30 protein-coding genes are annotated in these 23,090 nt (G+C 46.8%); 29 read left to right on the top strand and 1 reads right to left on the bottom strand.

Annotated elements, in window-relative coordinates; translation table 11 throughout:
• Window positions 1-307: 307 nt before the first annotated feature.
• Both GF617_RS23540 and mobP1 read left to right on the top strand, forming a co-directional pair.
• On the top strand, window positions 308-853 hold the full coding sequence (locus GF617_RS23540; RefSeq protein WP_147095593.1) for a hypothetical protein: 546 nt from the start codon (window positions 308-310) through the stop codon (window positions 851-853).
• A 3-nt stretch (window positions 854-856) separates the two neighbouring features.
• Window positions 857-2,026 carry a MobP1 family relaxase gene (gene mobP1, locus GF617_RS23535; RefSeq protein WP_101984785.1) on the top strand — a complete coding sequence of 390 codons (1,170 nt, stop codon included), beginning with the start codon at window positions 857-859 and terminating at the stop codon, window positions 2,024-2,026.
• Here mobP1 and GF617_RS23530 read toward each other — a convergent pair.
• Window positions 2,023-2,415 carry a helix-turn-helix domain-containing protein gene (locus GF617_RS23530; protein WP_203452570.1) on the bottom strand — a complete coding sequence of 131 codons (393 nt, stop codon included), beginning with the start codon at window positions 2,413-2,415 and terminating at the stop codon, window positions 2,023-2,025. The genes mobP1 and GF617_RS23530 overlap by 4 nt on opposite strands.
• A gap of 406 nt (window positions 2,416-2,821) precedes the next feature.
• On the opposite strand from GF617_RS23530, the gene GF617_RS23525 reads away from it, so the two are divergent.
• The 27 genes from GF617_RS23525 to GF617_RS23400 all read left to right on the top strand — a co-directional run bounded on the left by GF617_RS23525 (window position 2,822) and on the right by GF617_RS23400 (window position 22,709).
• Window positions 2,822-3,316, top strand: a complete 495-nt coding sequence (locus GF617_RS23525; RefSeq protein ID WP_203452569.1) for a transcription termination/antitermination NusG family protein — start codon at window positions 2,822-2,824, stop codon at window positions 3,314-3,316.
• Entirely contained in the window at window positions 3,306-3,503 is a 198-nt protein-coding gene (locus tag GF617_RS23520) for a hypothetical protein (protein WP_058998992.1), read from the top strand. Before GF617_RS23525 ends, GF617_RS23520 begins: the two co-directional genes overlap by 11 nt.
• A gap of 6 nt (window positions 3,504-3,509) precedes the next feature.
• Window positions 3,510-4,139 carry a lytic transglycosylase domain-containing protein gene (locus tag GF617_RS23515; RefSeq protein WP_114120331.1) on the top strand — a complete coding sequence of 210 codons (630 nt, stop codon included), beginning with the start codon at window positions 3,510-3,512 and terminating at the stop codon, window positions 4,137-4,139.
• Between the two features lie 17 nt (window positions 4,140-4,156).
• Window positions 4,157-4,450 (top strand): TrbC/VirB2 family protein, encoded by a 294-nt coding sequence (locus tag GF617_RS23510; protein ID WP_114120333.1) that lies wholly within the window; start codon window positions 4,157-4,159, stop codon window positions 4,448-4,450.
• 13 nt (window positions 4,451-4,463) lie between these two features.
• Window positions 4,464-7,229, top strand: coding sequence for a VirB3 family type IV secretion system protein (locus tag GF617_RS23505; protein ID WP_114120335.1), 2,766 nt, complete (start codon window positions 4,464-4,466; stop codon window positions 7,227-7,229).
• 11 nt (window positions 7,230-7,240) lie between these two features.
• A complete protein-coding gene (locus tag GF617_RS23500; protein WP_058999000.1) occupies window positions 7,241-7,981 on the top strand; it encodes a type IV secretion system protein in 741 nt (246 codons plus the stop codon).
• The gene (locus GF617_RS23495; RefSeq protein ID WP_058999002.1) at window positions 7,978-8,400 is read left to right on the top strand and encodes an EexN family lipoprotein; all 423 of its coding nucleotides are present in this window, start codon (window positions 7,978-7,980) and stop codon (window positions 8,398-8,400) included. Before GF617_RS23500 ends, GF617_RS23495 begins: the two co-directional genes overlap by 4 nt.
• Before the next feature lie 39 nt (window positions 8,401-8,439).
• Complete coding sequence (locus tag GF617_RS23490) at window positions 8,440-9,498, top strand: type IV secretion system protein (RefSeq protein WP_058999004.1); 1,059 nt, start codon at window positions 8,440-8,442, stop codon at window positions 9,496-9,498.
• A gap of 82 nt (window positions 9,499-9,580) precedes the next feature.
• Window positions 9,581-9,709 (top strand): hypothetical protein, encoded by a 129-nt coding sequence (locus GF617_RS27380; protein ID WP_255547738.1) that lies wholly within the window; start codon window positions 9,581-9,583, stop codon window positions 9,707-9,709.
• Window positions 9,702-10,388, top strand: a complete 687-nt coding sequence (locus tag GF617_RS23485; protein ID WP_101984779.1) for a virB8 family protein — start codon at window positions 9,702-9,704, stop codon at window positions 10,386-10,388. Before GF617_RS27380 ends, GF617_RS23485 begins: the two co-directional genes overlap by 8 nt.
• Window positions 10,385-11,305 (top strand): P-type conjugative transfer protein VirB9, encoded by a 921-nt coding sequence (gene virB9, locus GF617_RS23480; RefSeq protein ID WP_114120337.1) that lies wholly within the window; start codon window positions 10,385-10,387, stop codon window positions 11,303-11,305. Before GF617_RS23485 ends, virB9 begins: the two co-directional genes overlap by 4 nt.
• On the top strand, window positions 11,305-12,594 hold the full coding sequence (gene virB10, locus GF617_RS23475) for a VirB10/TraB/TrbI family type IV secretion system protein (RefSeq protein ID WP_309228330.1): 1,290 nt from the start codon (window positions 11,305-11,307) through the stop codon (window positions 12,592-12,594). The genes virB9 and virB10 overlap by 1 nt, the downstream gene beginning before the upstream one ends.
• A 3-nt stretch (window positions 12,595-12,597) precedes the next feature.
• Window positions 12,598-13,629 (top strand): P-type DNA transfer ATPase VirB11, encoded by a 1,032-nt coding sequence (virB11, locus tag GF617_RS23470; protein WP_101984777.1) that lies wholly within the window; start codon window positions 12,598-12,600, stop codon window positions 13,627-13,629.
• On the top strand, window positions 13,616-15,445 hold the full coding sequence (locus GF617_RS23465) for a type IV secretory system conjugative DNA transfer family protein (protein ID WP_114120293.1): 1,830 nt from the start codon (window positions 13,616-13,618) through the stop codon (window positions 15,443-15,445). The genes virB11 and GF617_RS23465 overlap by 14 nt, the downstream gene beginning before the upstream one ends.
• Window positions 15,445-15,705: a hypothetical protein gene (locus GF617_RS23460; protein ID WP_203452568.1), complete on the top strand. Its 261-nt coding sequence runs from the start codon at window positions 15,445-15,447 to the stop codon at window positions 15,703-15,705. Before GF617_RS23465 ends, GF617_RS23460 begins: the two co-directional genes overlap by 1 nt.
• Window positions 15,656-16,132: a hypothetical protein gene (locus GF617_RS23455; protein WP_114120295.1), complete on the top strand. Its 477-nt coding sequence runs from the start codon at window positions 15,656-15,658 to the stop codon at window positions 16,130-16,132. Before GF617_RS23460 ends, GF617_RS23455 begins: the two co-directional genes overlap by 50 nt.
• A gap of 2 nt (window positions 16,133-16,134) precedes the next feature.
• On the top strand, window positions 16,135-16,443 hold the full coding sequence (locus GF617_RS23450; RefSeq protein ID WP_114120296.1) for a hypothetical protein: 309 nt from the start codon (window positions 16,135-16,137) through the stop codon (window positions 16,441-16,443).
• Complete coding sequence (locus GF617_RS23445; protein WP_114120298.1) at window positions 16,440-16,835, top strand: cag pathogenicity island Cag12 family protein; 396 nt, start codon at window positions 16,440-16,442, stop codon at window positions 16,833-16,835. The genes GF617_RS23450 and GF617_RS23445 overlap by 4 nt, the downstream gene beginning before the upstream one ends.
• An 18-nt stretch (window positions 16,836-16,853) precedes the next feature.
• A complete protein-coding gene (locus GF617_RS23440; RefSeq protein ID WP_114120300.1) occupies window positions 16,854-17,171 on the top strand; it encodes a TrbM/KikA/MpfK family conjugal transfer protein in 318 nt (105 codons plus the stop codon).
• A gap of 68 nt (window positions 17,172-17,239) precedes the next feature.
• Window positions 17,240-17,554 (top strand): hypothetical protein, encoded by a 315-nt coding sequence (locus GF617_RS23435; protein ID WP_114120302.1) that lies wholly within the window; start codon window positions 17,240-17,242, stop codon window positions 17,552-17,554.
• Between the two features lie 24 nt (window positions 17,555-17,578).
• Entirely contained in the window at window positions 17,579-18,295 is a 717-nt protein-coding gene (locus GF617_RS23430; RefSeq protein ID WP_181833469.1) for a hypothetical protein, read from the top strand.
• A 7-nt stretch (window positions 18,296-18,302) separates the two neighbouring features.
• Entirely contained in the window at window positions 18,303-18,938 is a 636-nt protein-coding gene (locus GF617_RS23425; RefSeq protein WP_114120304.1) for a hypothetical protein, read from the top strand.
• A gap of 2 nt (window positions 18,939-18,940) precedes the next feature.
• Window positions 18,941-19,600: a hypothetical protein gene (locus tag GF617_RS23420; protein ID WP_114120306.1), complete on the top strand. Its 660-nt coding sequence runs from the start codon at window positions 18,941-18,943 to the stop codon at window positions 19,598-19,600.
• An 84-nt stretch (window positions 19,601-19,684) separates the two neighbouring features.
• Entirely contained in the window at window positions 19,685-21,829 is a 2,145-nt protein-coding gene (locus GF617_RS23415; RefSeq protein WP_114120308.1) for a type IA DNA topoisomerase, read from the top strand.
• 6 nt (window positions 21,830-21,835) lie between these two features.
• Window positions 21,836-22,045, top strand: a complete 210-nt coding sequence (hha, locus tag GF617_RS23410) for a hemolysin expression modulator Hha (RefSeq protein ID WP_114120309.1) — start codon at window positions 21,836-21,838, stop codon at window positions 22,043-22,045.
• A gap of 17 nt (window positions 22,046-22,062) precedes the next feature.
• Complete coding sequence (locus GF617_RS23405; RefSeq protein ID WP_114120311.1) at window positions 22,063-22,521, top strand: H-NS family nucleoid-associated regulatory protein; 459 nt, start codon at window positions 22,063-22,065, stop codon at window positions 22,519-22,521.
• A complete protein-coding gene (locus tag GF617_RS23400; RefSeq protein ID WP_058999031.1) occupies window positions 22,521-22,709 on the top strand; it encodes a YqaE/Pmp3 family membrane protein in 189 nt (62 codons plus the stop codon). Before GF617_RS23405 ends, GF617_RS23400 begins: the two co-directional genes overlap by 1 nt.
• Window positions 22,710-23,090 lie beyond the last annotated feature (381 nt).

Here is a 23,090-nt window from a genome sequence, read left to right as displayed (position 1 = left end):
AACGCGCCGGAGACCCCCGCAGCGAAGCGAGGACTCAAAAAGCGTTACGGCGTTAGCCGTGACAATCCCCCTCACTGCAAGACCATCTTTTAATCCCCGAAATTTAAAGCAACTCAATAGCCCGATGGCCGGAGGCGAAAGAACTCTATAGCGACGCCAGAACGGGCGCTGTTTGCCATACCTTTTAGGCTGTAGTAAATTTAGACAACGGAGTCGATTAAAACACAAGACCCCGGATAGGCGTAGCCACTACAAATGTGCACATTTGAGTGTCTACGCCAGCCGCTACACGGGGTTTTTGGGGGTAATGATGAAATATATTAGTTTCAGAATGGACAATGATAATTATAACAGACTGGAAAAAATTTTACTGCAAAGCAGCAGCATGAATCCGGCAAGGTTTTTTTCTTCTATGGCACATCGTATAGCGAGTGGAAAAGTCGAGGAAAGCAACCAGACTCCAGCGAGTAATGAGCAGTTGAATCATGTGCGACAAATACGATTTTCTGATGTAATGTTAGAAAAATTGACGTACAGAGCAAACCAACACGGATGGCATGTATCGAAAGAAATTCGATTTTTGCTTGATCTGGCAATGACAGAAGAACCTGTATTGCTGGATGAAGAACTGGCAGAATTACGCCTGGCACGGAATGCGGTAAATACGGTTGGGCGAAATCTGTCAACGATTATTCGTAATCGGGACTACGCCGATGTATCACATGAATCATTGTGGGAAGATGTTAAACGCCTTACCCGTGAGGTTGAAACCGTTAAAAAAGCAGTGAGAAAACTAACAAATTCAGCGGTGAATATTCGCTCAGTTAAACTCCGAAACGAACCGAAGGGGTGATATATGGCAAAGTCGAAAAAAGGTAGTGATTTTGAATATCGCGCCAGAAAATTAAAAGGGCAACAGGAACAAGCCCGTCGAACGCCGCATAACTTTAAAATGAGAAACGGCGGCGTAAACTACGACAAAAATACCTTAAGCCGGACGCTTCAAAAGGGCGCCAGTCGTGAGGTTATGGTTAAAATCACGGGGAGTGCAAATCAGTGTCGCGGCGTTAAAAATGAAATCAACTATATAGCACGCGAAGGAGAGATCAGACTCAAAGATTCTAATGGGGTTGAATACAATATCGCTGACCGGGAACAAAGAAAAGAAGCCTATGAGGCTATGCTCGATGATGAAGATAAAAAAATCTATAACCATGATCGTGCACCTAATCTGGTACATAATTTTTCATTCTCTTCACCTAAAATCGCGGGTGTACCAGAGAATGACGTATTAAAAGCCGTCGAAGATACCTTGCGTGAAAAATATCCCGATAATCGCTTTATGATGGCTTATCATACTGATAAGGAACATCATCCGCACGTTCATGCATTGCTACGTATACCGGATAACAGCGGCAAGCGGATAAATATAAGAAAGAAAGATTTACGGGAACTTAGGGAAAAATTTGCCACTAACCTGCAAAAAATGGGATATAACGTTAAGTGTACCCACAAATATAATATGGGGTTAAAAGAGCAACTTAAACGTGAACCAGACAGGTTACGTAACCTCTTTGAAGTCGTGGAATTTGGCCGTACTAACTATCTTTTTGACCCTAAAAATAAGCAAAATAATTATATTACGTTGCGCACGTTGAAAAATAAAACAGAGTTTACCCGATGGGGAAGTAATCTGGCCGATGAAATCAAGCGTGAAGGAGTAAGGCAAGGGAGCATAATCAAAATGCGCAAAGAAGGTGAAACCACGGTTAAGGTTCCACTCACGGACGGTCAAGGCCAGAAGCAAGGATGGGCGGAGCATAAACGTAATAACTGGCGTATTGAGAATCAAGGGGCTTTAGGCATAAAACCTGCACCCTTCGAGAAGGTTAAGCTACTGGATACGCCTGAACAGCTTCTCAAGCAGCAACGCGGATACTCACTGTTCAGGCAAAATCACCAGGCTTCGGTGAAATTGCAGGAACAGCAGAAAATGGGGATTAAAATAGGAGTATTTAAGTTTTAAGGTTTTAGCGAACCGGGAAGAAGATCAGCGGCCTCGATATCCAGTCTCAGGCTAAGTAATTTTTTAACCGTGTTGGTGGCTTCTTCCAGTTGTTTTTCTGCCCTTTCCAGTTCGTTAATTTCTGTTGGTGAGAGATGGTATCGCTTATTTTTTTTGTGAATAGCCAGAATGTTTTCAGCCATCGATTCATCGCGGCAATAAAAGTAGCATTCCGGCACGTTGAGTATGCTTGCCAGCAAACACACCGTTTTGTAATGTGGCTGGTAGCGTTCTGTTTCATAGTGGGATATTTTGCTGTTTGAGCCGTCGTCCAGCCCTGCCTTTATAGACAGTTCGCCCTGCGTCATATTTGCTGCTTTTCTTGCCTCGCGCAATCTCTTCCCAATCATCAGCTTCTGCCTCATGTCCTGAAAACATGAGGCTAGCAATACTAATCTTTTCTCATTAAGTCGTATTTCCACTTTAAGGATTTCTATTGTGCGTTATGCTAATATATGGTTATATGTTGCTCAGTGGGTGTGTTTTGAATGTTGACGATCTGTGCTATTGGCTGTATAAAAACACAGTATCCTGTCTGTTAAGTAGCCCGATCAGGTAATGTGGGTTTTGATCGATTTGAACGATCGATGATGAAAATTCGATCTGCACAAACGATTAGCGGTCTGAGCAACATTTATACACAATCACAGTATTAGTTTTACATCCTTTCTTTATACCAACTGCCACGGGGTCAAGGCACTGCGTGAGCTATTGTCCTGACCCAAATCAAAATGAATCAGACAAAGGAGGTTCCCTATGCAGGAATGGCATAAGGACTGGTATTTGTTACGCTTTTCGCAAAATCACTGGCGAAAACTGCTGTCAGTTCTGGGTGATTCAAATGTTGAGTTCTGTTGTCCCATGATCCATTCATGGCGACTTCGAAAGGATAAAAAGCAGTGTATCCGTCATAGCGTGCATCCGGCTTTTGAGGGGTACGTTTTCGTGCATTTTAATCCAGAACAGATCCCCGTTGCAGTATTCCGAAGAATGCCTGGTGCGGTGGATTTTGTACGTTTTGGCGGTGATATGCAGCGGATATCAGCCCAAACTATACGTGCTCTCCGTTGTGCCGAGGCGCGAATTATAAGAAGTGATAGTTGTGTATATGAGTGCATTGGCGTAGATGAAGCTGATGTTGCAAAGATTATTGAAATCTACGACACCACTTCTCCCCTGGAACGTGCCAGTAAGTTAATGACGCTTATTCATAAATCTAATATCAGGAAAGAGAGGAAAGATGCAGCCTGAAAAAAAACGTATATATAACAATGTTTATATCCCTGCCTGTCAACGTCAATACCTTGAAAAGATTGTACTGGAAGTTGGCTACATGCGCGGTAAGCGATTAACCGCTTCGGCGTTTGTTCAGTTTTTGATTGAAAATTACGGTGAGCAGGCAAAAAAAATCTTCCTGAATGAGGGTGAAAAAAAGTGAGGTAACATGCTTTCAACATCAACCTTTCTCGCGTTTGCTATGCAATGTGCCGCCACGGTTCACCCCACTACGGCGCAGGATGTGGCAAAAACAGAATCTGGTTACAATCCCTATGCAATCGCTGAAATAGTCCCCAAGTCGCAACGTAAGCCTGGTGATAAGGGGGTGATATCGTATTTTCCAACGAATAAGAATGATGCCCTGGCTATCGTCAATCGCATTGAATCAAAGCAACGTCGCTATTCGGTTGGTCTGATGCAAATCACCAGTACCAACTTTGCTAAATATGGCATGACAGCCGAAAAATTATTCTCTCCATGTCATAATTTGTCTGTATTTGAAAAGATAATTTCTGATTGCTATCTTCGCGGGGGTTCTCTTGAACGTGCGTTGAGTTGTTACTATTCAGGTAATTTCACAACAGGCACTAAAAAGGAAAATGAATTTAATAGTACCAGCTACATAGAACGTATTGGATATAAACCGAACATACCTTATGTAGTGCCGGGAACCCGGCAGGATTTTAATGAAAAGGAGGCAGTAAAGAGAAAAGAGACTAACGTAATTATTCCCACTCAGATTGTTATTGTTTACCCCTCGCATTTCGTCCGTGGTGATATAAAACCCACCCAATAGTTTACAAGGAAAAATCAATGAAATATTTAGCGGTATTCAAGAAGCTGGTATCGGCTGTTACTGTTTTTGTTCTGTTCATGCTGGCCTCACCTGCATTTGCGGCAGGGTTTGAACCGGTTAATAAGTTACTTAACGCGCTGATTGTTGGCTTACACTCCATCGCTATTGCGACCGCCACGCTGGCGGGGCTGTATGTGGCCTTTAAGGTATTGTGGCGTAAAGAGGCTCTCAGTGAATTCAGTAATGTCATCATCGGTTCGTGCATTATCGTGGGTATTGCTGAACTCGTCGCCTACATCATCCCGGCCTGACAGGAGGGGCGATATGGCTACCGTCTATAAGGCTCTGACACGGCCTACGCTGCTCAGGGGCGTGCCTATTGCCCCTTTCATGTTGTCTGTTATCGCCATTGCCATTATCGGACTCATTGTGACTAAATGGCTTTGGTTGCTCATTCCAGCACTCTATTTCTTAATGCGCCGTATTACTTCACGCGATGAACACGTTTTTTCATTAATGTGGGTTTGGTGGAAAACATTGGGAAAGAAGGGGATGGTTTTATCGCGGAATGTTGCTACCCGCTTCTATAAAGCCAGAGCTGTAAGTCATACCCGCTATGACAATATCGATATCAAGGAGTTTTTAGCGAATATGAAACTCAATCAACGGCAACCGGTTGAGGAGTTCATTCCCTACTCAACGCATATTCATCCTTTTATTTGCAAGACAAAACGTGTTGATTATGTTGCCTCGTGGGAATTACAGGGGGAAGCCTTTCAGTGCCAGACCGCAGAAGCCCTTGAATTGCTTTCCGAACAGTTTAATAAGGCGTTGGTTTCTTTTTCCGGTGAAACAGTCACTTTCTACGTGCATACAATTCGTGAAAAGTATTTCGACCGTTTCAATTCTGTCTCCGGTAATAAATTTGCCGATAAGGTCATGGATCGTTATTACAACGACATGGGGCAAACGCCTTTCTATCGTAACCGGATTTTCTTCACCGTCTGCTATATCCCTTTCAACCGGGAAGAAAAGCTGGAAAGAAAGGCAAAAGGGCGAGCGTACCAGCAGAAATCGCAGGATGAAGCCATTGTGCGCATGAATGAAATCCGCGAAACGGTAGAAGGAATGCTCCGGCATTATCGGCCTGTCCCGCTCGGCCTGATTGAAGAAGGGAAAAAGGTGTATTCATCTTTGCTTAGTTTCTTCAACTACCTGATAAGTGGACAGTGGCAAAAAATCAGAGTCGGAAATATCCCTTTCTATAACGTCCTTGGCAGTGCTGACCTGTATTTCAGCAGTGATTCCGGTCAGGCCAATCAGTTTGACCGAAAGCGCTTTTTTCGCTGCATAGAAATAAAAAATTTGCCGGGCAATGTGGACGTTGGCGGACTCGATGCGCTTTTGTTTGAGCAGGCAGAATATGTTACTACGCAGTCGTTTACCTGCATGAGCAAAACCGAAGCGCTGGAAACCATCAAGAGCAAGGGTAAGGCACTGAATAGCGCTCAGGATGATGCGGTGTCAGAACAGGTGGATTTGGACGTACTGCGAGACATGATCACCAGTGGCGATGTCAGTGTGGGTAAATGGCATTATTCATTCGTGCTGTACGCGGATTCGCTGGATCAGCTTGTTCGTGACAGCAACGACATTCGCGCCACGCTCACTGACCTGGGGATGATTGTCACGCTGGCGCAAATTGCGCTACCCGCCGCGTTCTTTGCGCAGTTGCCGGGAAACTATAATCTGCGCCCCCGTTGCGTGCCGATCAGTAGCCAGAACTTTGCCGATATGACCGCGTTTCATTCAGTCTACGGCGGGAAACGTGATCGGCTGCCCTGGGGGGAAGCGATGCTGATGCTGGATACCGAAAGTCGGGATGCCTACTACCTCAACCTTCACCAGTCGTTACTTGAAGACGACGACTTTAACCGGCAGCGCCTGGGGAATGCGAAGATTATCGGTACAGCCGGGGCAGGTAAAACCATGCTGCTCGATATGCTGGCCTACGCGATGCAGAAATACCGAAATCACGCCACCTTTTCGCCAGCGGCGAAAAGCAAGCGGCTGACGACCGTATTTTTCGATAAAGACCGTGGGGCAGAAGTCGCCATCCGTGCATTAGGCGGTGAATATTACCGCATTCGTGCCGGGGAACCGTCAGGGTGGAACCCGTTTGCACTGGATAGCACCAAGCGCAATCGCAAATTCGTTAAAGACCTGATGAAGCTGATCGTCACCCGGCGCGGCCAACCGCTCAGTGACCGGCAGGAAGATGATTTGTTTCAGGCCGTTGATGATGTGATGGATATGCCGCTGACACAGCGACAGTACGGTATCACACAGCTTTTGAGCTACCTCAATGAGCCGACGACTGTCGAAGCACAGGAAAACGGCCTGCGTATCCGCCTCAAGCAATGGAAGCAGGGCGGTGAGTTTGGCTGGGTATTCGATAACGAAGCTGACACGTTCGATGTACGCAACGTGGATAATTTCGGTATCGACGGCACAGAGTTTCTCGACGATGCCGATACCCGCGCCGCTATTTCGTTTTATCTGCTGTATCGCGTGACCAGCCTGCTTGATGGCCGCCGTCTGGTGATCATCATGGATGAATTCTGGAAATGGCTCACCAGTGATGCTTTCACCGACTTTGCCTATAACATGCTCAAGGTTATTCGCAAACTGAATGGGGTGGTGATCTTCGCCACGCAATCCCTGGATGAAGTGGTGAAAAACAAAATAGCCAGAGCGGCGATGGAGGTCACTGAAACCAGTATCTGGATGGCGAACCCGGATGCCGATTACGACGATTATGTTGAGAAAGCAAAAGTAGACCCGGCGCATTTCAATATCATCAAAACGCTCGACCCCGGTTCGCGTCAGTTCCTGGTGGTTAAAAGTGCATTGCGGCGCGGGGAAGTGAAGAAATTTGCCGCCCTTGTCAAATTCGACCTGTCAGCGATGGGGGACTATCTGAAAATCCTCAGCGCAGGTGAACCCAACCTCGAAATCTTCGACGAGATCTGGCGTCCGGGAATGAAACCGGAAGACTGGATTGACCGTTACCTTGAAAGAGCACTTTAAGGAAAAATAGTATGAAAATTAAATCATTAAGCGTGGCCGTATTGTCGGCCACCTTGTTTGTTTTTTCTGTTCCGACTCAGGCAGGCGGAATACCGGTATTCGACGGTGCAGCGCAAATAGCGAATGCACAGCAATGGGCTAAAGAGGCGAAGGAATGGCTGGAAACCGCGCAGCACTATAAAGATCAGATCCGAGCCTATCAAGACCAACTGGCTACGGCCACGGGGCTGCGGGATATTCAGGGGCTAGTTGCACAGGCCAAAGGATTGAAAGACGATATCAAGGCATTGCAGAAGCAGGGGATCAGTCTTAACGACCTGCTGCTGTCAGACAGCCCGGTTACAGGGGATGCCAAACGATTGTATGACCGATTCAAGGCATTCGATGAATGTGAACCGGCGGCTAAGGAACAGTCGTCCAGCTACGCGACGGCCTGCGAGAAAAACGCCATCAACAAGGGCTATGTGTTGCAACAGACGCTGGATGTGCAATCACAGGTAAACAAGGCGTTGGACGAGATAGGGGGGCTGACAGACCGCATCGCCTACGCCAAAGACAGCAAAGAGTCTCAGGATTTGGCAAACACCATCCAGGCAAAAAGCGTACAGCTCAACTCATTAACCCGCGCTTGGGAAATGAACATTAAAGCGGCTGAACAACGTGATAAGCTGGCAGAGCAGAAAATGCGCAAGGCGTTTAACGAACAGCAGTTTAACGCACCTGTTCCCCATTTTGGAGATTTAGGTTCATGAAAAAGATAGTGCTGGTATTTTTGATGATGATTGGTGGATTAGTTTTATCGGGATGTAAGGAGGACACGAAATCGGTTGACTGGTGGTACAAAAATCAAGACCAAGCAATATTAAAGGTCAAAGAATGTAATAAAAGTGGTGATGATACACCCAACTGCAAGAATGCAATACAAGGCAAGTTTTTGTATGACCAAGAGCACGCACCTATTCCGAAGTTTAGTGGTATGGGAGATGAAACGGATAAATACGAAAAAATTTATGCCGAAAACCCTGATTTGGCATTTTCTGACTACAAGAGTTGTAAGGAAACCAAATCTATCAGTGAGAAATGTGATGCTGCATTATATGCGGCTGTTGAATATTCTGATGCAAAAAAACATCCAGAGCTAAGTGCTAAATTTAAAGAGATACTCAAGTAAATAATAATATCCCCGCTGATGCGGGGATAAGGAGTTGTTATGGATGCTGATTTTTTTCAGGTAATGGATAAATTTATCATGGCGGCATTAAAAACAGCCACTCAAGGGAAAATGGCTTTCTATGGTTCCCTTATATCCACCCTGTTTACCTCGGCTTTTACGCTTTATCTATTGGTTAATGCTTATCAAATTGTCGCAGGTAAATACCAAAAACCACTCGAAGATCTAACCTACAACATTGCTAAAATGGCATTGATTACGCTGTTTATCACTAATGCGGGAGGGTGGCTTGATATGTCTATTGCAGCGATTGAGGGGCTTAAAGAGGGGTTGGCAGGGGGAGATCCCTGGTTGTTCCTCGACCAGTTGTGGATAAAAATACAACAAGTCGCTGCTAAATTACTTCAATTAGATACTTCAGATTACGTGAAGATCGCCGGAGGTATTGGCGCTCTGCTTACCTTAATAGGTGGAGGGTTTGTACTGGTTGTAACCGCTCTAGTTTATCTGGCGGCGGAATACACAATCTTGCTGCTGTGCGTTACAGCACCGGTGTTTATTTTCTGCCTTATGTTTGGTTTCCTTCGTCAGATGTTTAATAACTGGTTGCAGGCAATTTTTTCCTCCATTCTGACTATCATGTTTGCCTCGATTGTTATGATGGGGGCTATCCGCTTTATCAACAAAATATTTTCTCAGATGGTACAGCAAGCTGAATTCTCGAACCTTATGACAATGGGACTTATGGCGGGAGTAGCAGGGGTAATATCCGGCGTTTTAGTTGTGCTGTCGTCAAAAGCGGCGGGACAGATTGCCGGGGTAAGCGTCAACGCTGCTGTGCAGGGTATGGCGATGGTAGGACTTGGCCTGGGTGCCGGTGTGGCCGCTAAAGCGGCTATGGGGGCTACCAGAAGCGTTGCAGGCGGAACCAAAGGTGCCGGGCATGGCCTGTTTGAAGGTGGCGCAGGGCGCAAGCTGGATGAAAAAAAATCGCGCGGGGCATCGGCTATGATTGGCTACGGTGCTGCACGGGGAACCCGTGCCGTGGTTCAAAAAATTCAACAGCGCCGGGCGAGGAAAAAGGAGAAAGCCGCATAATACTTTCTGAACCCTTCAACACGACAATGATTCGCAGTTACCTCACCGCAACTTTCTCGATTTAAAAGTAAAGGAACATCCAATGAAAATAATCATTGCGCTGGCGCTTGCCTGCGCTCTGACGTCATGCGCGTCACATTCGCCGTTACCCCCTGACGTATCGGGGGAACTCATTCCAATTAACTCACCGGAGATGATGAAAAATGTCTGAAAAAGAGCGCGTCACGCGAACGGCGAAAAACTTTGAGCAACATATGCTGGAAAGAGACAGCCGCGACAGAAAAGCGGGGTTTGTTTTTGGCGGGATTTGTCTCGGTATTGCGGCGGCGGCAGTTATTGCCGTCGTTATCCTATTGCCATTAAAGCAAACTGAAACTGCATTATATGTTACTGACGGCATTACCGGCAGAACCGAACGGGTGACGATGGTTAACAGCGTCACCTTTAATGAAAATGAGGTGATGAATAAGTTTTGGGTGGCAGAGTACATTAAGCGGCGCGAAGGTTATAACTATTTTGCATTGCAGAATGATTATACCGTCACGCAGCTTTTTAACAGTAATGAAGTCAATAACGCCTATCTGGATATTTTTTCAGGCAGAACATCGCCGGATAAGATTTATCACAATGCGCAGAAACAGGTATTAATCAGTATTGTTTCTGACTTTATTACCGATGCCAAAGACCCGGATAAGGTAGCGACCGTTCGCTACAAGAAAACAATCAGGGATACCAAGACCCGCGAAGAAGACGTGGAGTTTTGGGTTGCGCGTCTGACGTTCCGCTATATCCCGGAAAAAGAACTGACGGAAAGCCAGCGAGAAGCAAATCCGCTGGGCTTTATCGTCACAACCTATTCCACTGAACGTGAGCAGGGGGTAACGCGATGAAATTCACTGTTGCTTTACTCGCGCTCTCTCTGGTTGCCGGAGGGGTGCAGGCGGCGGCCACGCCGCAGGGGAGCCGATATGACAGCCGGATGCAGCAGGTCAGCTATAACCCGTACAACACCACGGTGATTAACACGCAGGTGGCGTTCCTTTCAACGCTGGTTTTTGACGATGATGAAACGGTGATCGACGCCCGTTCCGGCATGGCAAAGGGCTGGGATGTTCAGCATGACGCTAACCGGGTTTATGTGATGCCGGTGCCGGTCACGCAGACCGAGGAAGTGACCGACAGCGAGGGACAGAAAACCCGCACGGAGCGGGTTTATGAACCCGTTCCGCAGGACTGGACGACTAACCTGTTTGTCGTCACCAGTAAGCGGTATTACTCGCTGGAATTGAAAGTCACCGAACCCGGAAAAACGCCTGTTCAACCGGCTTTCGTCGTCAGCTATACCTACCCGCAGGAGAACCGCGCCAAAGCCGAAAAAATGGCCGCAGCACGTCAACAGGAAATGCAGCAGGCGAAAGAGCGTGAAGCCATTGCCCGTGCACTGGAAAATGCACAGTACCCGCGTAACTGGGAATACTATGCCAGACCCGGTAAAGATAAGGCCAACAGCAGCATGATTATGCCGGATGTGGTTTACGATGATGGCCGCTTTACCTATGTCGGCTTTAAGCCAGGGAAAAAATTTCCCGCCGCTTTCTCTTATATCGACGGGCGGGAGCAAATTCTTAATACCAGTGTAAAACAAAAGGCAGATATCAAGTATCTGGTTATTCAGCAGGTCAATCCTGCCTTTGTATTGCGTTATGGCAATGCCGTTATCGGTATTGTCAATAAAGGTTTTGGAAAAGTGCAGGTAAAAGATGGCAATACGGTTTCCCCGCAGATTGAACGAGTGGAGAAAGAATAATGAGTGATGAACAGGATAAAACGCCGGATGAAATTATGCGTGAACTGGCGGAAAAGCAACAGCACGCGCATTCCCCTGTAGCGCCGGAACGTGAATTAACAACAGCAGAAAAAGAATCGTTATTAAAGCAACGGAAGGAGCAGGAATTAAAAGAAAAGAACAAAGACAATGAGCAGGAAGTCCATCAACCGGAAGTGACCAAAATCAAAAAAGGGAAAAAAGACAAGCTGCTTAAATGGCTGATTGGATTTATTTTGCTGGCTGTGGTTTTCGGACTGGTTGGTATGAACGTCTGGCGAACCTATACAGGGCAAGGAAAAAAAGAGCAGACCACCGATAACGCCGTCAGCACGGGAGGAAAGACGGCCAATGTGCGCAACGATTTGGGGCAGGATAACCCTTTCCCTGGGGGAAGCGGTGACGGCGATACCGAAGGGGATACTGACGGGCAGGCAGCAGATACCGGAGGAAAGAACCCGCCACCGCCGCCTAAACCCGCCGTGTTCTCACGCGCCCTGGCTTCTGTGAGCACAGCGACTGCATCAGGAAGCACCACGCGAAGCCGCAGTGAGGAAAAAGGTAAGGAAAAGGGGGCGGTAAGCGACAGCACCAGCGTGAAGACTGACGGGCAGGGCGTACCGGCCGGTACGACGCCTCAATCCCTCAAGGCGGTGACGCGCATCCCTTACAACCCCGATCTCTACATCCCGGAGAATCGTGCAATTCCGTGCGCCCTGACGCGGCGATTTGTCTCTGACGTGGCCGGAAAACTGCAATGCGTCCTGACCGAAGATATCTACAGCGCCAGCGGGAATACGCGGCTTCTGGATAAAGGCACGCTCGCCAGTCTGGAATACAAGAGCGGTACGCTCGCCCACGGCGTAGGCCGCGCATTCATCATCGTGCGCAAGCTGCGTACCGCGCAGCCGCCCTATCTCGATATCCCGATGGATGCAGGGGGGGACAGTAGCGCCGCTGGAGAACTTGGCGAGGCCGGGGTGTCTGGATGGATAGATAATCACTATGTCCAACGTTTCAGCGGTGCGTTAATGGTGGGAATGGTGCCGGATGTGATGGGGGCGCTATCGAATCAGGCCGGGAAAAAAGACCGCAATACCGATTACACCGAAAACAGCCGTGAAGCTTTTGCGGATATGGCAAAAGAAACGCTGAAAAACAGCATCAATATTCCGCCAACGCTTTATAAAAATCAGGGTGAAATTATCACGCTTATTACCAATCAGGATATTGATTTTTCGCATATCTACCAACTCAAGCTAAAGAGGTAAACCATGTCAGACAGTAACAGCCTGAATTACACGACTCGCCGCCTTTTCGGTGAATTCCTCGATCTGGAAGGATTGACGGAAATCGCCGTCAACCGTCCGGGGGAATTGTTTACAAAAATACGCGGCCAGTGGGAACGGCATGAAGTTCCGCTCACGCTTGACGATTGCGAGAAGTTTTCTCGCCTGCTTGCGACTTATCACGGTGAATACATTTCGGATATCAAACCTATTTTATCGGCAACCCTGAATACAGGGGAACGTTGTCAGGTCATTATTCCCCCTGCCTGTCAGCGGGACACAGTTTCAATTACCTTGCGCAAACCTTCTACGGTGCAAATCCCTCACCAGTCTTATATTGACAATGGCTTTTACGACAGGGTACAGGGCAAGGTACAGGAAGAATCGCATAATGCTGAATTGCTCCGTCTGTACAAGGAACGCAATATTCCAAAGTTCATTGAGAAGTGCATGGAGTACGGCAAAACGATGGTGTTTTGTGGTGAAACCGGCAGCGGAAAAACCACCTATCTGAAAACCCTGATTGATTATATTCCGTTGCACCTGCGTATCACCACCATCGAAGATAACCCGGAGGTGTTTTTCAAACAGCATAAAAACTATGTGAATTTGTTCTATCCGAGTGAAGTCGGCAACAGCAGCAAAGCGATTGTGACGCCGGGTGCTCTGGTGCGTGCCAACTACCGTATGAACCCCGACCGTATTCTTATCACCGAAGTGCGCGGCGGTGAAGCCTGGGAGTTTATCAAGATCGTCGGTTCCGGCCATGAGGGGTGTGTGACCAGCGTACACGCCGGTTCACCCTATGAAGCCATTCAGGGTCTGGTTGACCGCTGTTTCCAGAACACCGAATGCAGCAATCTGCCCTACAGCGTATTACTCAGCAAGGTGCTGAACAGCGTTGATGTGGTAGCCAGTATTCAGCTTGAGGGCGATGTTCGCCATATGGGCGATATCTACTTCAGGGAGGCGGATAAAGCGGAGTACATGCGGAGGTTCCGCGATGAAATCTTTTGATAAGGGGCAACTGGCATTCCTGCTGCTGGCAACGTTACCCGTGGCCTGGATGATAGCGACAGTGGCCGTGTATCCGCTTAATGGTATCGGCCTGATACAGACGATCAAAACGTGGCGCGTAGGGATGTTGTGGACGGTATTGACGGACAGCCACGTCAGGCACGATATCTGGTTCAACGGAATGAAAGCCCTGGGCGTTGGCCTTGTGGGGGCGCTGTTGATGGTGGGGGGGTTAATCCTCTCCGGGAACCGCAAACCCAAAACCGCGCTGTTTGGCGAGGCGCGGTTCGCCACGGATGCGGATGTGCGTAAATCCAAACAGGTGACGTGGGGGAACGACAAAAAAGGCGGTGTGATCATCGGGCGCTACAAAGGGCAACTGCTGCGCTATACGCAACCTGATTTTGTATCGATGGGGGCAGGCACCCGCGCCGGTAAGGGCGCGGGGATCGTCATTCCCAACCTGCTTGATTTTGAATTCTCAATGGTTGTGCTCGACCCGAAGCAGGAGTGCTACAACATCACCAGCCGATACCGGCAGAAGACGCTGGGGCATAAGGTTTTTTTACTCGACCCGTTTTCCAGCAAGACACACGGTTTCAATCCACTGTTCTATGTGGATCTCGACCATGAAAAGGGCGCGGGCTATCTGCTGAACCTGTCTACCACGTTGTGGCCGGTAGCAGGACTGGCAGGGGCGGAGGCGCACTTCAACAGCGGTGCAGGGCGCGTATTTATCGCCTACACCGAACTTCTGCACTTTGCCATGAAGTATGACCGCAAATACCTGGAAGCGGTGGGGGTGAAGCCGCTATTTTCCATCGGAACGGTGCTGGACTTGTACTACAACGTCAATCAGGAGGAATTGCTTACCGACCGCGAAGGGTGGATTGAAAAAGCGCAGAATGATAATGACCGGTATCTCATTACCGATGCGCTGAACAAAATCAAGAAGCTGTTTGAGTCAGAAGGGGAAGCGAAGTCCAGCCTGGAGGAAACGTTCCAGAAAAAGCTCAATTTGTTCACGCTGCCTCTGTTCCGCAAAGCGACCGACCGCAATGATTTTGATTTACGCCTGTTGCGTAAGGAAAAAATGACCGTGTATCTGGGTATCAGTGCCGACGATGCGAAAATTGCTGATGAATTCCTGAATTTATTCTTCAATTTCGCTATCGACGTCAATATGCGAGAAAACCCGGATTTTGTACCGGAAAACAAGCATGACGTTTTGTTCCTGCTGGATGAATTTCCGGCAATCGGTGCGATGCATTATATCAAAAAGGCTTCCGGCTTTATCGCGGGTTTTAAACTGAAACTGCTAACCATCTATCAGAACCTTTCACAACTGATAGAAATTTACGGGGTTTACGGTGCAAAAACTCTCATGTCGATGCACCCTTGCCGGGTTATTTATGCGGTAAGCGAGAAGGACGACGCCGATGAAGTTTCTGCGAAACTCGGCTACACCACGCTAAAAGCCAAAGGTAAAAGCAAAAGCCGTAATAAGGGCGGCACTTCGCAGGGGGAATCTGAAAACGATGCGCAGCGTGCGTTGGTGTTACCGCAGGAGTTAGGCACTCTCAAGTTTGAGGAACAATTTGTCATACTGAAAGGAGAACACCCGATTAAGTGCCATAAGGCGATGTACTACAACGACGATTTCTTTATGGATAAACTGATTAGCCTTTCACCCTATTTGCAGGGAGTGAAAGCCGGACTGAAAAAAGGAGAATTCCCTACCAAATTAGACCTTGCTCATGCACTTTTGCGCAGGGAGCTTGAAGCTACTAACTTCGATTTAAAAGAGGCAGCGTAATGAGCATACCAATAAGTAAATCGCAACGATGTAAACCTGAAAGGATTTTTATTTCAGAATGCACGGAAGGTGGGCGGCAATTTTTAGACTGTCTGGAAAATAACGAGTGGGCGGAAAGAACAGGGAAGGGGGCAGGTATGGTTATCCCCCTTATGCTAAAAGTGGAAGAAACACTGATTACTATCGATCCACATTATGAGGATAAATGGCATGAAAACAATGAATGCAAAGAAAACAGCAATCGCACAAGCCATGAGTAAGCCGGAAGGTTATTCTCTGGAAGATGATTTTTCGCCAGAATCGCAGGATGAACCTCAGAATAAGAAGACAGCATCTCGAAAGTTAAGTTCGGGTGAAGGTAAAAAAATAGCGCTAAATATTCTCTTATTTTTAATGCACGCACTAAACAAAAGTATCAGATACTTTCCGTTAATGCTGTTTATTTGTGCAATTGGAATATTGGCGTTCGTTCCTGTTAATGTACTGTTTGAAATAAAAACAGAGTGGCAGAACTCTGGTGTGTTAGGCGTGGATGATTTCTCAAAAATGATAGAAATGACAAGAACTGTCATCTGGTATATATGGTTAATAACATTCATGTCTGTCGTGGTTAGCGACATGCATTATCTAACCCTGCCTAAACACAATGCAGCTTTTAGTAAATCTATGCGAGGCGAAACGAAGTGAATATGAATAAATTACTGCTAATCACCCTGTTTGTCATTCCTGTTACGGGTTTTTGTGCCGGGACTCCGGTTAACGATGCGGATAACGCTGTTATCGCTCTAAAAAATCAGCAATTGCTTAAAGAGCAATTACTGGAATTAAAACTTATCCGTCAGGAATTACAAAACCTGAAAATAAGGAAAGGTGATAAAGAAACCTGCCTGTATGCCAGTAAGTCTTATACCGATGGCAAGCAGATCAAGGATGCGCCGTTGATGGCGGATAAGGTATGCGAAAACGGTCAGTGGGTAACTAAAGGAGAGGGAGAATGATGCGAGCGTTAGCCATTTCTTTCGTGCTGCTCCTGGTAGGGTGTTCTTCCCCACCACCTCCGCCAGAAGTTAACTGGAAGGGGGAGGCGCAGGCGCTGAATACCACCTTGCCGCAGTGGCAGGAAAACAACGTGATTGTTCCCGCCCCCGCTGTAGCCGGTAACTGGTCACGGGTGTTGTACGGCTTTCAGGGCGACCGTGAAACCTATACGCCGGATGTATTTTACGCCGTAGCACATTCAAGCGCGGTGCTGGTTGCTGCCAGCCCTAAAGGAGACTATTTTGCAGCCAAATCCTGGCTTCGCCAGCATGGTGCAAAAGGTGTTATTCGTTACCAGTCAAAAAATGACTGCCTGACGTGTAACAGCGTGGATATTTACCTCATACGTTGATCTAAATAAGGTGACTTCATGAAAAAAACTGCAATTGCGGCGGCACTGCTGTGCCTGACCGCTACAACAATGCCAGCTATGGCAGACGATAACGTTGATTCCGGCGATCCGTGTACGGTATTTCTTTGCATGGCCGGGAAAGTCATGGGTGAAAGCCCTTCGGAGTGTAACGGCGCTGTGAAGAAGTTTTTCAGCATTAACGCCTTTAAGAAAAAACATCGCTTTAACCCCGGTAAAACGTTCGACATGCGTCAGGATTTTTTAGGGCAGTGCGCCAGCGCAGACCCTGCCACCGTCAGTAAAATCCTGTCTAAATTCGGAAAGATTCGCGGTTAACATAACGCTGCTGGCGTCAGATTTAAATCTGACGTTAGCGGTGTTGTAAAAATAAGGAAACAAAGACAATGAAACAGACAATTATATTCAGTTTTAAAGTCGTTATTTCATACTTCATAAAACTTGCTGGTCTCGCTGCGTTCGGATTGATACTGGTGTACTTAATTTCTAATGGATTGCTTTATCTTTCCAGTCTGGTTATGCACTCGTCAGTACAGTATGTGACGTGGAATCAGGTATGGGATATGTGTGCTGAACTGTTCAAACACGTAGCACCGTGGTTGCCAGTAATCTTTATTGCCTCACTCGCGCTTTCCGTTGTTTTCAGTTTTATCATGAAAGTAGGCGCGGTAAAGAAAATAAAACAGCAATCGATAAGATAACCGAATATTAAAGGCGGGAAAACTATGCTAACAGATAAAGACATTGCTGCCCTGAATAATTGTTTGCTTGGTACTCATCTTCTCCTTGAAATCGAATTAAACGTTGTGACAGAAGAAAGCTCAAACCTCAGAAGCAGACTGCACAGTGGAGATGATTTAACATGTTCTGAACTCATGGCATTGCCTTACTCTGAATCGTTAATTGTAAAAAAAATAACAGATACAAACGATATTCAGTGGTTAACGGCTTACGCCATTGCTAACGGACGTGATCTGCAATCTCTGTTTGAAACAAGTGACTTTACATACCTTACTCTTTTTATTGATAACGAGAATGTAAGTCCGCAGTTTAAAGAATGGTTAACAGCTTATGACCTGATTGATGCTTTTCAATCAAGCAAGGCAACTGGCATTACCATTAGCTTCCCTGAAAAAATAAACTCAACCAATGTGGAATTCAATATGGAAACAGAATCGTTTAAAGTCAATCTGGCAGACTGGATTAAACAACAAGAAGCTGAATCTGGTGAAAATGCGTTTTGCCACCCTAACACTGAATACTTCAAAGTCATGCGTGAAATCAATCAGCATGAAGCTGAGTTTATTGCTAACAGCGGCGATTTAATAAAGATGGCTGAAAAACATTCCGTTACTTACAGCCAACTTAACGAAGAAGATAAGGAGTTTGTTAATTTTCGCTTAGACGAGGAAATTTTCTTCGTAACTTATGATGAGGAATGAACCCGTTATGAAAGTTAGTTCAATAAAAACAGTTTATGACTTTATGCGTTATTGCCGGATGCCTCTCTGGTTTCAGCGTTCAATCAGGGATATGAAAGTCGGTGATACTTTCATTCTTGGAAAATACACGCAACCTGTTTCTCACGACAGTGATTCGTTTTGTGTACCTCCGCGCTATTCAGCTTGTCTGGATGGTAGCGAGGCTTGCTTCGTTGCGGAGGCATGGATAGAAAAAGAGCGCGGAGTATACTCTTTTTACGCTACATGGACATTCCCGACAAAACCAGAACGTGCGCATGTCATGACCTTTGGAGAATTCAGGATAAGCAAAGGAGGTATTATAGAATTTGACGACAAAGACCATGCGGTAAGAAGTTTCGCGCTTGTATGTCGTTATCTCGCTCATATGCTCAACTGCATGTCTGATGAAGATAAAAAAGTCTATTTTAAGAATAATAGTTTTCCTTTATTCAATGGCGTATGGCTGGACAGAGATTGTAATGAAAGGAGACAGCGCGCGGTAGAATTTGATGGGAAAATCAAACGAGTATGGATTAATTACAAAGATTACATGCCAACACATCAGCTTTCCGCAGTTGTTGAAGCTGCCTTTGCTACTGGTGCACTTCAGTTGGAGGATTAAAAATGGAACACGATAAGAAAACAGCACAAGAAGCCCTGATTAAATCACAAGGACATGTTCTGGTTCACGGCAGGACAGGGACGGGAAAAAGTAAATTACTCGAAGAAACAACCATCCCCGATTGCCGTCACTTTGATTTTGTAAAAATGTGCAAGTCAACGTGCTATTTCGACTTGCCTTTCCTTTGTTGTACTAATGAAGGTATTTATCTGGATGATATTATGGATGCGAAGGAATTCACGGTCATTCTGGATAGTGTGGAATTTCCACAGAATATACATGACTCATTTCTGTATGGTTTTTTAAAAATCATGAGCGCAAGAGGGAGGCGAGTCATTGCCGTTGCATTTACTTCTGACTCGCTGGAAAACTTTAAACCCTTGTTTGAATATGAAATAGAAACTCTGCGATTAGAAGATGGCTCTTTCACATGTACAACAACGAGTAAAACAGGGAGCGTTGAGTTATTATTGAAAAACCGATATTGCATAAATGATGATGACAATGAAGATACTTTTGCATTAGCAAGAGATGTCAGTGATCAGCTATCAATAATAGTTAACGCTTTTGATAAAGATAATGCACAGGAAATTATTGTCGAGGCGGCGGGTGAAATTCAGTCTTTAGTACAAAATGATTGTATTGAAAGATGTAATCGCTAAATGAAGATAACTGGAAACGATTAATTGCAGAAGAACGCACTATTCGCTGCGCTAACAAATTAATCAGATGTAAAGGATAAAATGATGAAACTCTATATCGCAGAAAAACCCTCCGTTGCAAATGATATTGCTAAAGCACTTGGAGGAAGCATTCAAAAGAAAAACGGCTATATCGAAGCGGGTGAAGACCTTGTAACGTGGTGCTACGGCCATTTACTGAAAACCGTTGAGCCGGAGAGTTATAACCCGGACTATAAAAAATGGGTGGCAGCGGATTTACCGCTACAACTCTATCCGCTGCGTTATGAACCCATTGCCAGTAATGCCGCGCATACACAAATCGTTCTCGATCTGATTAAAAAAGCCGATGTGATAGTCCACGCTGGCGACCCTGACGACGAAGGGCAACTGCTGGTTGAAGAACTGCTGGAGTACGCGGGGAATAGCAAGCCGGTTAAACGGTTGCTGATTAACGACAACACCGATGCGGCAGTCAAAAAATCTCTGGCGCAGCTTAAAGATAACCGTGAATTCCGGGGCATTTATCGTAAGGCGCTGGCAAGGGCAGCCGGTGATCTGATTTACGGACTGAGCATGACCCGTGCCTACACCATTGCAGGCCGGGCGCAGGGCTATAATGGCACATTGTCAGTTGGCCGGGTTCAGACGCCTATCCTGGGGTTAATTGTCCGGCGTTACCTGGCTAATCAGTCGCACACGTCGAGTTTTTACTACACTCTGGCGGGTGATTTTTCTGTGAACGGTCAACAATTCACCGCCAACTGGAAGGTCAACGAAGATGCGCCACAGGACGATAAGAAACGCCTTACCAGCAAAGGCTATGCTGATAACCTGGCGCAACGTTTAAAGGGCAAGGCGGCCAGCATAGAGGCCGCAGGCGTGCAGGATAAAGAGACAGCCCCGCCGTTACCGTTTAACCTGGTTAAATTGCAGCAATACATGAACCGCCAGCACAAAATGACGGCGGCAAAGACGCTGGAAATCACGCAGCAGCTACGCGAGAAATACAAGGCGATCACCTACAACCGCTCTGATTGCTCTTACCTTTCTGACGAACAGTTTAGCGAAGCACCGCAGGTGCTGGACGCGCTGAAATCGCGGGCAGAATATGCAGATCTGCAAATCGACGCCAGCCGTAAAAGCAAAGCGTTTGACAGTGGAAAGGTCACGGCGCACACGGCGATCATCCCGACCGCGAACGTACCTGATTTATCCGTCCTCAGCGAGCCGGAGCGACAGGTATATGAGGCTATCGCGCAACACTATCTGGTGCAGTTTATGGCGAATAAACGCTACCAGGAGGCGTCTGTGGTGGTATCGGTGGACGGGGAGACGTTCAGTAGCCGCGCTCGTCAGACAACCGATGCCGGTTTTACCGCATTCCTGCGTGGTGAAGAAGCCGAAGAACCCTCAGATGATGCGCCAGAAAGCAGTTTTGACGTACTCAAGGCACTGCGTACAGGTGAAAGTGGCAGTTGTGACGGCGTCACTGTGAATGAGAAGAAAACCTCACCGCCGCCGTTGTTCACCGAAGCAACCCTTCTGGCCGCCCTGGTTCGTGTGGCTGATTTTGTAGAAGATGCGCATATTAAGGCACTGCTCAAAGCCAAAGACAAAGACAAGAAGGATGAACACGGTGGCATCGGTACACCGGCAACCCGCTCTGATATGCTGGAAAAGCTAAAAACCCGGCAGTACATCCAGCTTGATAAGGGCAAACTCATTCCCACCGATACCGGCTTAGCCTTTTTTAAAGCACTGCCAGAGTCAGCGACAATACCAGATATGACTGCGCTATGGTCAGAACAGCAGGCTGAAATCGAGCAGGGAACAAAAACTGTAGATACATTTATCGAAGACCTGTTGGGGCAATTGCGTGAACAGGTACAGAGTGTTACCGTGGGCGAAATCCAGGGTGAGGGCAAAAGCCCGGCGGGTCAATCCGAACGACTGGAAACCCCCTGCCCCAACTGTGGTAAGTCCATTGTTGTCAGGCCAAAGCTGTTCGCCTGCACCGGCTGTGACTTTAAAATCTGGCGCGAGTTCATTGGCAAAACATTGACCACTAACCAGATTGAAACGTTGCTGAAAAAAGGGGCAACGGGTGTAATCAAGGGATTTACGAGCAAAGCCGGTAAAAAATTCGATACGGCTTTAGTTCTGGAAAACAAGCAAACCGGCAAACTCGGCTTTGCACCTCGTAAATAGGCCGTAATGAGAAAAACTAAAGAAGACTGGTTACGCCAACTACGGCGTTGTAGCGAAAGAGAAACGCTGGAAAAAGTGATTGAACTCACCAGTCGTAAACTGACCGGCGATGATTTGGGGCGATTTTACATGGCTGCTGATCATCGTCGTGCCGAAATAGTGATGAATAAGTTGTATGATAAAATTCCATCCAGCGTGTGGAAATACGTCAGATAACCAAAAGGAAATGATTAATGAGCGATACAACCGCTAACAATGAAATCCGCCGCACGTTGAGCAATATCAGATCGCTTCGCGTGTTCGCCCGCGAAACTGAGTTTGATTTACTGCTCGATATGTACGAAAAATTGGGTTCAGTTATTGAGGAACTCCGGGAAGATGCTGAACGTGAAGCTAAAGAACGTGCCGAGCGTGAACAAAAACGTCTGGATCTGCTGCAATTGATTGCCGGAGAAGGATTCACCCCGGAAGAACTCCTGGGGCAGATTGAAGGGCAAAGCAAAAGCAAGAAGCGCAGCAAAACCCCTAAAGCTGCGCCAAAATACCAGTTTATAGAAGATGGCGTTACTAAAACCTGGACTGGCAAAGGGCGAAAACCGAAACCCATTGAAGAAGCGCTGGCCGCAGGACGTGATCTGGATGAATTCTTAATTGCAAAAGGTTCGTCTCAATCCGAAGGTGAGGAACAGTAATGCGCTTATTGATAGCTTTCATTCTTCCCTGGTTGACCTTCTTCACTATAGGACGACCTATTGCGGGGATTATTTGTCTGATATTGCAAATCACCCTGATCGGGTGGATACCCGCTACGATATGGGCAGTCTATGCGCTTTCGCAGTACAAAACCGATCAGAAGATCAGGAAAGCCACCAACGGTTAATCGATAAGCCTTTCATGAAAATGAAGGGCTTTTTTTTGCCTGCGCTACGCAAAAAATCACTGCCCACTCCCCCTGCCTTTTTGTCAGATTTCACGTAGCGCACCGCCGCTACTGCATTCATCAAAAAAACTGACTGCCTTTTTTCGTCATTGTTTTGTTGTAACTTACTGAAAACAGGTAAATCATAAAAACGCCGACGTCGGCATCGAGCAGATGGCCAGCGCAACCGACAGCACCGACCGCAACAAAAAAACTGAAAGAGAAAGCCCCTCAAATGAGGGCGAAAAAACGGAAGTGTTATTGAAGGGGTCTGACGCTCAGTGGAACGAAAACTCACGTTAAGGGATTTTGGTCATGAGATTATCAAAAAGGATCTTCACC

Source organism: Lelliottia sp. RWM.1, assembly GCF_016859735.1.
Classification (GTDB): Bacteria; Pseudomonadota; Gammaproteobacteria; order Enterobacterales; family Enterobacteriaceae; genus Enterobacter.
The sequence above is the reverse complement of the archived record's forward strand: the minus strand, read 5'-3'. Positions and strand labels throughout refer to the sequence as shown.